At 58.6% G+C, this 14,071-nt stretch carries 10 protein-coding genes; 6 read left to right on the forward strand and 4 right to left on the reverse strand.

The window, feature by feature from the left end:
- Positions 1–618 carry a 2-C-methyl-D-erythritol 2,4-cyclodiphosphate synthase gene (ispF, locus tag OHL23_RS13120; protein WP_263352333.1) on the forward strand — a complete coding sequence of 206 codons (618 nt, stop codon included), beginning with the start codon at positions 1–3 and terminating at the stop codon, positions 616–618.
- Positions 619–665: 47 nt separating this feature from the next.
- Positions 666–2,498: a M14 family metallopeptidase gene (locus tag OHL23_RS13125; protein WP_263352334.1), complete on the forward strand. Its 1,833-nt coding sequence runs from the start codon at positions 666–668 to the stop codon at positions 2,496–2,498.
- 1 nt (position 2,499) lies between these two features.
- Here the strand turns inward: OHL23_RS13125 and OHL23_RS13130 are convergent, their stop codons facing one another.
- On the reverse strand, positions 2,500–2,904 hold the full coding sequence (locus tag OHL23_RS13130; RefSeq protein ID WP_263352335.1) for a type II toxin-antitoxin system VapC family toxin: 405 nt from the start codon (positions 2,902–2,904) through the stop codon (positions 2,500–2,502).
- Positions 2,876–3,121 (reverse strand): type II toxin-antitoxin system Phd/YefM family antitoxin, encoded by a 246-nt coding sequence (locus OHL23_RS13135; protein ID WP_263352336.1) that lies wholly within the window; start codon positions 3,119–3,121, stop codon positions 2,876–2,878. Before OHL23_RS13135 ends, OHL23_RS13130 begins: the two co-directional genes overlap by 29 nt.
- Before the next feature lie 129 nt (positions 3,122–3,250).
- Between OHL23_RS13135 and gltX the strand changes: the two genes are divergently transcribed.
- Positions 3,251–4,720, forward strand: coding sequence for a glutamate--tRNA ligase (gltX, locus tag OHL23_RS13140; protein ID WP_263352337.1), 1,470 nt, complete (start codon positions 3,251–3,253; stop codon positions 4,718–4,720).
- A 22-nt stretch (positions 4,721–4,742) separates the two neighbouring features.
- On the opposite strand, the gene OHL23_RS13145 is transcribed toward gltX, so the two are convergent.
- Positions 4,743–6,212 (reverse strand): amidohydrolase family protein, encoded by a 1,470-nt coding sequence (locus tag OHL23_RS13145; RefSeq protein ID WP_263352338.1) that lies wholly within the window; start codon positions 6,210–6,212, stop codon positions 4,743–4,745.
- 316 nt (positions 6,213–6,528) lie between these two features.
- On the reverse strand, positions 6,529–8,418 hold the full coding sequence (gene dxs / locus OHL23_RS13150; RefSeq protein WP_263352339.1) for a 1-deoxy-D-xylulose-5-phosphate synthase: 1,890 nt from the start codon (positions 8,416–8,418) through the stop codon (positions 6,529–6,531).
- 365 nt (positions 8,419–8,783) lie between these two features.
- On the opposite strand from dxs, the gene OHL23_RS13155 reads away from it, so the two are divergent.
- The 3 genes from OHL23_RS13155 (at position 8,784) to OHL23_RS13165 (ending at position 13,935) form a co-directional block, all read left to right on the forward strand.
- The gene (locus OHL23_RS13155; RefSeq protein ID WP_263352340.1) at positions 8,784–9,317 is read left to right on the forward strand and encodes a YybH family protein; all 534 of its coding nucleotides are present in this window, start codon (positions 8,784–8,786) and stop codon (positions 9,315–9,317) included.
- A gap of 174 nt (positions 9,318–9,491) precedes the next feature.
- Positions 9,492–11,990, forward strand: coding sequence for a PAS domain S-box protein (locus OHL23_RS13160; protein WP_263352341.1), 2,499 nt, complete (start codon positions 9,492–9,494; stop codon positions 11,988–11,990).
- Between the two features lie 55 nt (positions 11,991–12,045).
- Positions 12,046–13,935, forward strand: a complete 1,890-nt coding sequence (locus OHL23_RS13165; RefSeq protein WP_263352342.1) for an APC family permease — start codon at positions 12,046–12,048, stop codon at positions 13,933–13,935.
- Positions 13,936–14,071: the final 136 nt, after the last annotated feature.

Here is a 14,071-nt window from a genome sequence, read left to right on the forward strand (position 1 = left end):
ATGGACACACGTATTGGCTTTGGCTGGGATTCGCATGCATTCAAGCCGGGCGTTCCGCTGCGCATTGGCGGGCTGACGCTGGATCATCCTGAGGGGCTCGCTGGACATTCCGATGGCGACGTACTGCTGCACGCGATTACCGATGCGCTGCTTGGAGCGGTGGCGGCGGGCGATATAGGCAGCTTTTTTCCTCCGGGCGATCCGCGATGGAAGGATGCGGATTCGGCGATTTTTTTGAACCTGGCGATTGAAGAGATTCAACATGCGGGATACGGCATTGTGAATGTGGACACCACCCTGGTGCTCGCCGCGCCGAAGATTTCTCCGATTGCGGGGGAGATGCGTGTGCGGGTGGCGGAGCTGCTGTGTATCGATCTCGATCAGGTGAGCATCAAGGCCAAGACTCCCGAGGGATTGGGCCTGGATCATGTGGCGCAATGCCATGCCGTAGTGCTGCTGGAGCGGGTGCGTGACCCTGAAGATCTTAAGAGCATGTCGGCTGTGATACAGAGCCAGCGCGAGTTGGAGGATGTGGTCGAGGATCTGCTAACACAGGTACATGGGGTGCCGAAGCGGACCGAGATCGTGCCCGCCTTTGATACGGACGACATTACTTAAAGGCAGGGAACAGAGATCGGGGAACAGCGAACAGATACCGGGGGATCATGCGGATTCGTGTACTTACGATTGCTTTGGTGCTGGGCTCGGTCTTCCCTGCCCTGTACGGTCAGGCGAATGAAGACTGGCGGACACCGGCTGAGTTATCCGAGTATCGCACTACGCCGGATTATGCCGAGACGTTAAAGTATCTCGACCGGATTACGGCTGCTGCGCCGGGTCAGGTGAAGATTGAAGACTTTGGCAGAACTGGCGAAGGGCGCGATCTGAAGATTGTGATTGCTTCGAAGGATGGGGTCTTCGATCCGGGGGCGATTCATGCTTCGGAGCGGGTGATTCTGTTGGTGCAGAATGCGATCCATGCGGGAGAGATGGATGGCAAGGATGCCTGTCTGGCGCTCTTGCGGGATATGGTCGTCAATAAGTCCCGCGCTTCCCTGCTCGATCATGCGGTATTCGTCTTTATTCCTGTTTATAACATCGATGGGCATGAGAGGCGGTCACCTTATAACCGGATCAATCAGAATGGTCCGGAGGAGATGGGTTGGCGCGGGAATGGGATGAATCTCAATCTGAACCGCGATTACATGAAGGCCGATACGCCGGAGGCTCGGGCTTTCCTGAAGTTATTTCACCGCTGGCTTCCGGATTTCTTTGTCGATGACCATGTTACGGATGGTGCGGACTTTCAGTATGACGTGACTTATACGATCGATGACGGGCCGGATGTTGCGCCGGCGACGGCGAAGTGGATTCGGGAGACAGTTACACCAGAACTGGAACGGCAGGTGGACGCGGCTGGGCATGTGGCTTCGCCTACTTACATTACGCTGATGGATGATACCGATCCGGCGCAGGGATTAGGGTTCAACGACAATCCTCCGCGGTTTTCGACGGGGCAGATCATACTGGAAAATCGGCCGGGGATGCTTGTCGAGCTGCATATGCTGAAAGATTACAAGACGCGGGTTACGGGAAACTACGAGATACTGCGGGCTCTGCTGGAAGTAATGAACCAGGATGCGGCAAAGTTGATCGCTTTGAATGCGCAGGCCGATAAGGATGCGGCGAAGCTGGGTGCGCATCCACTGGATAACTCGAAGTTTCCTTTGAAGCTGGAGTGGAACGGCGAGACGACACCATTTCTCTTTCGTGGATATAAGTACACGCGGGAATTGAGCGCGGTTTCCGGGACAATGTGGGTGAGTTATTCGCATGAGCCCTGGAATGCCACGCTGCCGTTTGCAACCGGAGTCAAGGTATCTGTCGCAACTACTCCACCCGCGGCTTATATCATTCCACGGCAATGGACGCATGTGATCGATGTGCTTGCCGCGCATGATGTGGTAATGCGGCACACAACTGCCGATTGGACAGGCAAGGTTGAGCGTTACCACTGCGATGGAATGGTGTGGCAGGGACCGCCGTTTGAGGGGCGGCATCCGATCTTTGCGGGAGAAGGCGCTGGTAATGAGCCGGGGAAGTTCGGCAATTGCTCGCTGACGACGGAAACGGCCAGTTTTCCTGCGGGTTCGGTGGTGGTAGCGCTGAATCAGCGGCTTTCGAAGGTGGCGATTCACTGGCTGGAGCCGGAGGCTCCGGACTCGGCGATGCGGTGGGGATTGTTTGACCCGATCTTTGAGCAGCGGGAGTACGGCGAGGGATATGTGCTGGAGAAACTGGCGCGGGAGATGATGGCGAAAGATCCCGCGCTGAAGGCGGAGTTTGAGAAGCGAGTAATGAACGACGCGCAATTTGCAGCGAGTCCGGAGGCGAGGCTGGAGTTCTTTTATGAGCGGTCGCCGTGGTTTCTGGAGAATCGCGTCGGGTTGTATCCGGTGGGGCGGTTGCTTTCGCTGGATGGAGTGCCGGTGGAGTAGCTCATAAATGCGGTACCTGGTAGCGCAGAATCTGTTCGTCCACGGTGACGAGCGTTATGCTTTCCAGATATGTCTGAGCAACGAGCAGACGGTCAAATGGGTCGGTGTGAATCGCAGGCAGACTGCCTGCGGTCTCCGCATGTTCTACAGAAATCGCTAACGCTTCAAAACGATACTTGGCAATCGCATCTGCAATAGAACCGGCGAAAGCCAGCTTGCCGATTTTGCGCTTGATGCCAATCTCCCATGCGCTGGCTGCACTCACATAGATCTGGTTCTCCGGCAGACGGATGGCGTCTCGATGCACGCTTTGCAAACGAGAATCGTTTTGAGTCCACCAAAGGAAGATATGTGTATCGAGCAGGATCTTCATCGGTTCAAAGACCGAAGTCGCGCAGGACTTCATCCGGCAACGGCGCGTCGAAATCATCTGCCAGATACGTTATGCCGAGGTAATTTCCGCCAGGTTCTCGCGGAGAAATAGATTCGGGGCCTATCGGGACAAGCTTGGCCAGGGGTTTGCCGCCTTTGGCGATGATGATTTCTTCGCCGTGGGCGGCGCGCTCGACGAGGCTGGAGAGCTGGGTCTTGGCTTCGTAGAGATTGAACTGCGTGCTGGCCATTGCAGCCTCCTCTAGCAGGTCGCGTTGACTTCATTGTGAACTGATTCTCGTAGTTGGTCAAGTTGGTCAAGCCGATCTGTCAGGCGGGCGCCCCAGGCGTCTCCCTGCTAACATCAAGAGTTGGTAATCATGACAGAACTGAACTCATCCCCTGCTCCTATTCGCGTTCGAATCGCTCCTTCACCCACGGGTGATCCTCACGTTGGAACGGCTTACATCGGCCTTGTGAACTATCTTTACGCGCGGCAGCGCGGCGGGCAGTTTGTGCTGCGCATTGAGGACACGGATCGCGCCCGCTTTGTGGGGACCAGCGAACAGATGATCTTTGACGCGTTGCGCTGGCTGGGCCTTGCGTGGGATGAGGGTCCGGATGTTGGCGGTCCTTATGGGCCGTACCGCCAGTCGGAGCGGACGGAGATTTATCGCAAGCACGCGGAGATGCTGCTGGCGAACGGTACTGCTTACCGCTGCTTCTGCACGGCTGAAGAACTGGAAGCGAGCCGCAAGCAGCAGATGGCGGCGAAGCTGCCTCCGCGCTATGCGGGGACATGCCGGGCGCTGAGTGCAGCGCAGATTGAGGAGAATCTTGCGGCGCAGAAGCCGTTTGTGATTCGCATGAAGGTGCCGACGGAAGGATCGACTACGTTTACGGACGAGTTGCGCGGCGAGATCACCTTCGATCACTTCAATGTGGACGATCAGGTGCTGATGAAGTCGGATGGTTTTCCGACGTATCATCTGGCGAACGTGGTGGACGACTACCTGATGCAGATCACCGATGTGATTCGCGCGGAGGAATGGATTTCTTCCACGCCGAAGCATGTGCTGCTATACCAGGCCTTTGGATGGCCGATTCCGCGGTTCTGGCATATGCCGCTGCTGCGTAATCTGGACAAATCGAAGATCTCGAAGCGGAAGAATCCTGTTTCGCTGGTGTATTACCGCCAGGCGGGGTTTCTGCCTGAGGCTGTGCTGAACTTTCTGGGATTGATGGGCGGCGGGATGCCTGCCGACATCAACAACGCGACTGAGAAATTCACGCTGGCTGAGATGGTGGAGCATTTCGATGTGAAGAATATCCGCACGGCAGGGCCGGTCTTTGATCTAACCAAGCTGAAGTGGCTGAATGGCGAGTATATTCGAGCGCTTGCGCCTGCGGATTTTTATGCGGCGCTGCGTTCGACGGTGCTTTCGGATACCTATCTCAGCGAGATTGCAGGGCTTGTTCAGACGCGGGTTGAGACGCTGGGACAGTTTGGCGATCTGACGCACTTTTTCTTTGCAGACAACATACTTCCGGTGCAGGAGGTGTTTCTGCCGAAGAAGCGGACGCTGGAGGAGACGCTGGCGTTTGCCGCAGAGCAGCTTGCTGTGCTTGAAGCTGTCGATTGGTCGACCGAGGCGCTAGAGCCGACACTCAAGAAGCTGGGCGAAGAAAAGCAGTGGTCGGTCAAGGAGAACTTCATGCTGCTGCGTGCGATTGTTACGGGCGGCACGATGAGTCCGCCGCTGCTGGAGAGCGTGATTGTCTTTGGGAAGGCTCGCACGCTGGATCGAATGCGGCGTTTTCTGGAGGCGCAGAAGGGCCAGAAGAAGTAGGCAGTCAAGTTACCCAGTCAGGCTATTTCTTTAAGAGCGGTTCGCGGTCGATCTGGTTGCCGTCCAGCAGGATTGTGTTGATGCGGCGGGCGTTCCAGATGTTGACGGTTGGATCGGCGTCGAGGATGAGGATGTCGGCACGGCGGCCTGCGGTGATCTGGCCGAGTTCGGTCCAGTGAAATTGATCGGCGTAGTTATTGGTGGCGGCGGCGAGTGCTTCGCGCGGGGACAGGCCGAGGCGCACCAGCATCTCCAACTCGGTGTGCATGGAGATGCCGGGCATGGTGCCCATTGCGGATGCTCCGCTGGCGGCCAGGTAGTGCGGATACGCCTCGAAGATGGCCTGGTTGATGGCCCAGAGTTTCGAGGCTTCCAGATCGGCCTTCTTGCGCACATTCTCTTGCAGCCATCGTTGGGACGCCATCGGCAGGTGGCGGCCCCAAGACGGGATTGGGTAGACGGCCTCGCCGGTCTTTGGATCGGGCGGAAAATTCAGGTCCCGTGGGTCAAGCAGTTGCGCTGCAGGTTCTTTCCAGAGATTGCGATGACCGGGCAGGCGCAGGTAATAGAGGCTGAAGGTGGGCATCAGCGCGGTTGGGTGCGCGGCGAGAAACTGGGCGTAGAGGCGCAGGCGGTAGTCGGTGGGCGGCAGACGCTCGGCGTAACCGTAGGCGGTGCGGCTGGCTGAGCCTTCGGGGTCATCCATGAGCGGTTGCTGGAGTTCGTCGGGGATGACGCCGAGTTCATACCGGCTCATGTGCAGGAGAGCATCGACGCCGGCTTGAATCGCGACTCGGTAGGGAGTTGAAACGAACTCGCCGTAGGTGATGAGGCCCATCTGATGGGCGTGCTCGATGATCCATTGGGTGTTGGCTGCGGTTAGATCATGACCCAGCCATAGGACTCGCGTGCCGAGTTTGGCGGTGTCGGCGAGTTGGCGGGCGGTGTCGTCCGGGCTTAACTCGACAGAGTGGCCTGGAGAGCCTTTCGGGTCGGCGAGCTTCCTAGCCCACCCAGGTTGGCTGATGAGCAGGCTGAAATCGTCGGTAGAGCCGATGCTGTCGACGAGATAGAGGTGAGGGGTGGGGTTCGCTTGCTGATCGACGTGGCCGCGGCGCTCGTCGCTGCTGGCTACGACCGTCGTGACGCCCATGTAGAGGTTAGCATTGGCCTGGCCCTGGCTGTTCATACCGGCGAAGCCATCGATGAGGCCGGGAATGAGGAATTTTCCGGTGCAATCGATGACGCGCGAGCCCTTGGGGATGGGCAAGGCAGAACGGGGACCGACGGCGAGGATGTGCCCGTCGCGGATGTAGACGATGGCGTCCGGGATATCGTTGGCGGAGTGGCCCCAATTGGTGACGTCAATGATTGTTCCGCCAGCCAGGACGAGCGGTGGCGCGGGAATTGATTTAGGTGGGGCGAGTTGCGAGGCGTGCGTGGAGGCTTTTGGACTCAGGGCCTGAGCCGGGAAACAAATCGCAGGCGCCACGAAGATCGCGCACAGAGATCCCAGAATTGATTTTGGGATCAATCTTGGATTGAACAGGCCCGGCAACAATCGCGGCATTCTTCGCGTAAGAGGTGGCATCTTGAGGGTGTTCCTCATATTGTTGCATGGCGACACCAATAGGTGGCGGCGCCTAAATCATCCGCTCGGTTGATTCAACTTGATCGGGTTGTCTTCCGTTGTCCTCTTTGGGACTTCCGAAGCAGTTGTTGCGGCCCACTACAGGTTTATCATCGCAGAGCGCTACGCTCCTGCTGATTGCGGCAGGAGTGCAACGAAAGATTTGACGAACTCGCCGTCAGATTGCGACACGCGTGCGATGCCTGATCCCAGCCAGCCAAGGCTGGAGCTGCGCATACGCGGCGTCGGCGGTGATGCCGTAGCGGGCGCGAAGCTGGTCGACTTTGCCGTGTTCGATGAACTGGTCTGGCCAGCCGATGCGAACTACGGGAACGCTAAGCCCGAGCTGGTTCAGCGCTTCGATGATCGCAGAGCCGAAGCCGCCGCTGAGAACGTGATCTTCAAAGGTCACGAAGGCGCTGGCGCGGCGAGCGAATCGTTCGATGGCTTCGAGGTCGAGAGGCTTAATGAAGCGCGGGTTGATGACTGCGGCGGAGTAGCCCTCGCTGTCGAGGCGCGAGGCAAGTTCCTGCGCCATGACGATCATGGGACCGAGGCCAAAGATAGCCACGTCGGAGCCATTCGCCAGCACCTCGGCTTTGCCGACGGGCAGTAGCGCGGGGCGGGGTTTGCGAGCGACGCCGGCGACGACTCCGCGAGGGTAGCGAATGGCGCTGGGGCCGGGGATTTGCAGGGCGGTTAGCATCATGTCGGCCAGTTCGTCTTCGTCTTTGGGAGCCATGACGACGATCTCGGGAATGTCACGCAGATAGCCGATGTCGAAGAGGCCGTGATGGGTGGGGCCGTCGTCGCCTGAGAGGCCGGCACGGTCCATGCAGAAGACGACGGGCAGCTTTTGCAGGCAGACGTCGTGGACGATGGGATCAAAAGCGCGCTGGAGGAATGTCGAGTAAATGGCGCAGACAGGCTTGAAGCCCTGGGTGGCCATTCCGGCGGCGAAGATGACGGCGTGCTCCTCGGCGATGCCGACATCGAAGTAGCGCTTGGGATGGTGCGGCCGGAAGTGGTCGAGCGCGGTGCCGTTGGGCATGGCTGCGGTGATGGCGACGACTTTTTCGTCCTCGTTGGCGAGTTGAACGAGGGTATCGGCGAAGACTTCGGAGTAGGTGACCTGTCCAACGGGCTTTGTTTCGCCGGTTGCGGGGTTGTACGGGCCGAGACCGTGGAATTTCTTCTGGCCGTCGAGGGCTGGCTGGAAGCCTTTGCCTTTTTGTGTCAAGACGTGCAGGAGGACGGGCCTGTTTTCTGTCTTGAGGAATTTGAAGGTCTCGATGAGCAGCGGGAGATTGTGGCCGTCGATGGGGCCGTAGTATTTGAGGCCGAATTCCTCGAATAGCATGGAGGGCCAGAGCATGCCTTTAGCTGCTTCTTCGGCTTTGCGGGCGACATGGACGACAGCTTTGCCGCCGAAGCGTTCGAGCAGGCGGGTGGCGGAGTCGTGGAGGTGCTTGTAGCGCTCGTTGGTGACGATGCGATGGAAGTATCCGGCGATTGCACCGACGTTGCGGTCGATGGACCACTCGTTGTCATTGAGAACGACGATCAGGCGCTTGGTCTGCTCGGCAATGTTATTGAGCGCCTCGTATGAGATGCCGTTGGTGAAGGCGGCGTCTCCGGCGAGGGCGACGACGTGGTTGCTGCCGCCGTTGAGGTCGCGGGCCACGGCCATACCGAGGGCGGCGGAGAGTGCGGTGCCTGCGTGGCCGGCTCCATAGGCGTCGTGCTCGCTCTCGGTGCGCAGCATGAAGCCGTTGAGGCCGCCGGGCTGGCGGATGGTATCAAATTGTTGACGACGGCCGGTGAGGATCTTGTGGACGTAGGCCTGGTGGCTGACGTCCATGGTTATCTTGTCTTCCGGGGTGTTGAAGGCGATGTGCAGGGCCATGGTGAGCTCGACCACGCCGAGGTTGGGGCCGAGGTGACCTCCGGTGCGGGACAGCGTGTGGATCAGAAACTCGCGGATCTCGGCCGCCAGGGTTTCCAGTTGAGCGGGGGTGAGGCGCTTCAGATCCTGCGCCGATTGGATGGTGTCTAACAGTGTCGCCATTCAGCTTCCTTCCGCGTCCATTTCGGGACTGACTCGGGACGAGGTCGTTCGGCATTGGCTGAGTACGGCACCGCCTTCCCAACCGGGAGGGCGAAAAATCAAGACCGAAAGAAAAAGACCCCACCACGCAGGGGTCTTGAGGCAGCCAAGGCCTCCCTGATTATAACAATTCTGCAATTTTGACTTCGCACAGGCTCAAACGTTCGACGACGTCGTTGCAGCAATAGTCACATATAGGACGCTGCATTTCGAGTGCGGAGAGCAGATTTTGTTTGCGGTAGGATATGGGTGCGGACTGGCGCAGATGAGGGCGAGATCGGGGCGAGATGAAAATTGGTCGGGTTGGAATATTGGCTTTGATTTTAATGGCGGGATCGCCTGCTCTCGTCCGGCAGGCGATGGGCCAGGTGCTGGGCAGCGGCGTGCTTACGCCGGGGGCTGCGACGGATGTCCCGAACCCGCTGGCGGATACGACGATGAGACCCGGAAAAGCGATTCTCTTCGACCTCGAGGCGAAGTTTGCCAAAGCAACGGCTGAGGGCGGGGGCAAGGCCTTTGCGACCTGGTTTGCCGAGGACGGGGTGTCGCTGGCAAACGGCCAGGCGCCGGTTCATGGACGCGATGCTATTGCCAAACAAGCTACCTGGTCTCCGAAGGATTACCAGCTTTTGTGGACTCCGACGGATGCGGTGATGAGCGCGACCGGAGACATGGGCTACACGTGGGGTCACTATGAAGGACACAGCCGCGATGCGGATGGTAACTCGAAGGTTACGTCGGGGCGCTATCTGACCATTTGGCGAAAAGAGCCGGATGGCGCGTGGAAGGTTGTGCTGGACGCGAGCAACGATGAACCAGCCAACGCGGGCGACTGCTGCAAGCTGCCGCCTGGCCAGTAAAGTCAATAAAATAAAGCATTACGAAGGTTTTAACGGTACTGTATTTAGATCGGGAATTGCCTGCATCTGACATTACTTCTGTTGGATGGGTGCCGTGGGGTTTGCTGACCCGTTTGTGCGAGTTCCAATTCGTTGCCTTTCAGCCATACTGAATTTCGTTGGTAAATGGCCGTCATGTCTCTAATTGAAGATAAAACCCGGCCGGAAAGCCGAGTTGTGGCTTCGGCTCCGGAGCACGAGGTCTTCGACCGTAATCCGGACCCCGCTCTGGAGGAGCTGGTGCGGCTGGCGGCGGTGCTTTCGGGCGCGGACTATGCGTACCTGGGCTGGCTGGATTCCCGCAAGTTGTGGTTCAAGTGCACCTATGGCTTTTTGGCGCGGGAGCAGGAGCGGACGACGACAGCCTGCCAATGGATGATGCAGCAGGGCGCACCGTTGCTTTTGCGGGACACGGCTGAGGACAGCCGTTTTCGGGCCGAAGGGGTCGAGCTGGAGAATGCGCTACCCTGCCGGTCGTATCTTGGCATTCCGCTGATTGGGCCGGGAAACAGGATTATCGGAACTCTGGCGGTATTGGCGATTGAGCCCGGACGTTTCAGCCCGGAGCACATCAGCCTGATCAGCATTCTGGCGCGCCAGGCGGTGACACGGGTTGAGTTATACAACCGGACTGCGGCGCAGGAACAGGCGCAACGTTCCCGGCAGCGGCTGGAACGGGCGCTTGCGATTGAGCGGAATTTTGTGTCTGCGACGCTGGATTCGATTCCGGCGCTGGTTGCGGTGCTGGATACGGCGGGGCGGATGGTGCGGTTTAATCGCCCGGCGGAAGAATTGACCGGATTGAAGCTTGGCGAGATTGTAGGCCGGCCGTTTGTGGAAGAAGTTCTGGTGGAGCGCGAGGCCAGAGGCTGGGCGCAGGACAAGGTTGCGCTGGCGTCTGCGGGGCAGACGGTTGGACCTTATGAGAATTTGTGGCGGACCGCGCACGGTTCGCCGCGAAGGGTCAGTTGGACCCTGCGGCCCTTGATTGGACCGGGGATTGGATCTGGAATTGGGCCCGGCAGTGGAACGGGTGCTGGCTTGGGACTCGACGCGGGGACCGAGGTGCAGTACCTGATTGTCAGTGGCCGGGATGTGACCGGGCAGCGGCAGGCAGAGCAGGCGCTGCTGACGAGCGAGACGCGGTATAAACAAGTGGTCGAGAACAGTCTTGGTTTCGTTTTTACCTGTACGCTGGAGGGCCGGCTGACGTCGTTGAACACGTATACGGCGGAAAGTCTCGGGTATCGTACGGAGGACCTGATCGGGAAGCCTCTCTCGGGCCTCTTGAGCAAGGCGGGGTTGGAGAGCTTTGCCGAGAGTCTGAAGACGGTGATCAAGACCGGCGAATACCAGGGAACGATTCCGATTCTGAGCAAGGACGGAAGTGAGCGCCAGATTGCTTTTCGCAGCCGCCGGATGGATATACCCAGCAACTCCTCTTTTGTGCTGACGCACGGGATGGATGTGACCGAGCAGAATGACGCCGGAGATCAGCTCAACCTGGTGAGACGTCAGCGGGAGTTAATTCTGGCCGCGGTCGGCGATGGCATTTACGGGATGGATCTGGAAGGAAAATTTAGTTTTATCAATCCAGCCGCGGCGAAAATGCTGGGCTACACAGCAGAAGAGATGCGCGGAAAAGATATTCACGAGTTGATTCACCACAGTCATGCCGATGGCACCCAGCATTCCAAGGCGAACTGCCCCATTCTCCTTGGATTGCGACGCCGGGAGGGAGTTCGCATTCGAGATGATGTCTTCTGGCGAAAAGATGGGACCACGATTCCTGTGGAATATATTGCAAGTCCATTGATTGATGAAGGGGCAATTGCCGGTATGGTAGTAGCTTTCCAAGACGTATCAGAACGACGTCGGCTTGAGAAGATGAAGGACGAATTCATCTCCACTGTGAGCCATGAGCTGCGCACCCCACTGACTTCCCTGCGCGCATCGCTGGGACTGATCTCTTCCGGCTCGCTGGACAAGCGCCCGGAGAAGCAGAAACAGATGCTTGAGGTCGCGATCGGCAATTGCGACCGGCTGGTGCGGCTGGTCAACGACATTCTGGACTTTGAACGCGTGGAGAAAGGCGGTATGCCGCTGCACTGCGAGGTGCTGCAGGCGGGCGACATTCTTCGACGCGCGGCAGATGTCGAACATGAGGCGGCGCTCAAAGCGCAGATCACTTTTCGATTTGATACGCCATCGAAGGTGCTGGTTTATGTGGACCAGGATCGCATTTTGCAGGTGCTCGCGGAGCTGGTTTCCAATGCAATCAAGTTTTCACCTCCGCAGACGATCATCAAACTGACGGCACAGGCGCTTAAGCGCAACCTTGAGCGTAAGTCTGAGAGCGGTCTGGATGAGGTTTGCATCATCATTGAGGACCAGGGGCGCGGGATTCCGCAGGACAAGCTGGATATGATCTTTGAACGATTCCAGCAAGGCGATGCGTCCGACTCGCGGGCGCTGGGTGGAACGGGATTGGGTCTGGCGATATGCCGCCGGATCGTGCAGCAGCATGGAGGCCGCATCTGGGCCGAAAGCGAACCGGGTAAGGGCAGCCGGTTCCTTTTTACGGTGCCTGCGGGCAAGGTGGAAAGCAAGACAGAATCTGCAACAGCGCCGTGAGAGAATTCCCTCGGCAGAACCTGAAGCCAAGGGGGCTGCCTGAGGGTCATTTTCGATGGCGACACGCCCCAATGTTCTCAATCTTTTGCTTGGCCGGCCCCTCGCAACTTCGGAGGAACGCGCGGAGCATATTGGCCCGATTGCGGGTATCCCCATCTTTGGGCTGGATGCGCTCAGTTCGGCTGCGTATGGACCTGAAGCGGCATTGACGCTGCTGATTCCGCTGGGACTGCTGGGCGTGAAGGAGATTGTGCCGATCAGTCTGGCGATCCTCGGGCTGCTGATTCTTGTCTATTTCAGCTACCGGCAGACGATTGAGGCCTATCCGCAGGGAGGCGGCTCGTTTACCGTTGCGAGCGAGAATCTGGGGGATGGCGCGGGATTGCTTGCGGCGGCTGCGTTGATGATCGATTACGTTCTCACGGCGGCGGTGGGAATCTCGGCTGGCGTGGGCGCGCTGATCTCGGCTGCGCCATCGCTGCAACCGCATACGCTTGCGATCTGCCTGGGAATTCTCGCACTGCTGACCCTGGTGAACATGCGCGGGGTGCATGACACGGGCGTCGTGTTCATGATTCCCACATACCTGTTTCTGATCACGTTGCTGATCATCATCGGCGTGGGCGGTTGGCAGATTCTGGCGAGTGGCGGGCATCCGCATCCGGTGACGCCGCTGCCTTCACCTGCTCCCGCGACAGCGGCGCTCTCGCTTTGGCTGCTGCTGAAGGTTTTTTCTTCCGGTTGCACGGCGATGACAGGGGTGGAGGCGGTGAGCAATGGGGTGATGGCTTTCCGCGAGCCGGCCTGCGGCAATGCCAAGAAGACGCTGACGATCATCATCGCACTGTTGTGCGTTCTGCTGCTGGGGATTGCCCTGCTCTGCCGGGCGTATGGCGTGGCGGCGACCGACCCGGATGGGGCACATTACGAGAGTGTGCTCTCGATGTTGACGCGGGCGGTGATGGGGCAGGGATGGTTCTATTACTTGACTATCGCATCGATCCTGCTGGTGCTGGCGCTGTCGGCTAATACGGCCTTTGCGGACTTCCCTCGCCTGACCCGTGCTATTGCCCTGCATAACTATCTTCCGCATGTCTTTCTGCTGCGCGGGCGGCGATTGCTGTATTCGTGGGGAATTTATGTGCTGGTGGCGCTGACTGCGACGCTGCTGATTATCTTCGGCGGGGTGACGGACCGGCTGATTCCGCTGTATGCGATTGGGGCTTTCATGGCCTTTACGCTTTCGCAGGCGGGGATGGTGATGCATTGGCGGCGGCAGGGGGGCGCGTCCTTAAAAAGTGTAGTGAACGGCGTGGGTGCGCTTGCGACTGGCGTAACCACGCTGGTGGTGCTGGTGACGAAGTTCGTCTCGGGCGCGTGGATTACGGCACTGCTGATTCCGGGGATGATCCTTTTGATGCGGGCAGTGCGGCGGCACTATGACCGCGTGGAACGGGAGACTGCGCTGGAAGCGCCGTTGATTGCAGCCCACGTTGAGGAGCCGATTGTTGTGATGCCCATTGACCGCTGGAGCCGCATTTCGGAAAAGGCTCTGACGTTCGCTCTGTCGCTATCATCCGATGTCCGTTGCGTGCACATTCAGGTCGGTGACGAGGACGACAAGATCAGCTCCGATTGGCCAAAGCTGGTGGTAGCTCCTCTCGAAGCAGCTCAAAAGCCCGTGCCGAAGCTGGTGGTGCGGAAGTCCTCGTTTCGTTATATTCTGCAACCGCTCCTAGATTACATTCTCGAAATCTGCCCGGCGGACGAGGCGCAGCGGGTTTGCGTACTTGTCCCGGAGCTGGTGGTGCGGCACTGGTGGGAGAACCTGATGCACAATCGCAGGGCCGATCTGCTGAAAGTGCTGCTTCTGGTGCGCGGCAACCGCAATATCGTGGTGATTAATATTCCCTGGTACCTGGACAAGGAGAAGCAGACCGGATGAGGGTGCAACGCGAATTCAGACTGTTAAGCTGAATGAGAGCCCCGGTTTGCCGTTTGGACCGTCTAAACGATTTAAGCAATATCGATCAGGCACATCAGGCAAATATTTGAGTTGAGGGATGGATTTGAGGAGATCT

It is taken from the genome of Acidicapsa acidisoli, from assembly GCF_025685625.1.
Lineage (GTDB): Bacteria > Acidobacteriota > Terriglobia > Terriglobales > Acidobacteriaceae > Acidicapsa > Acidicapsa acidisoli.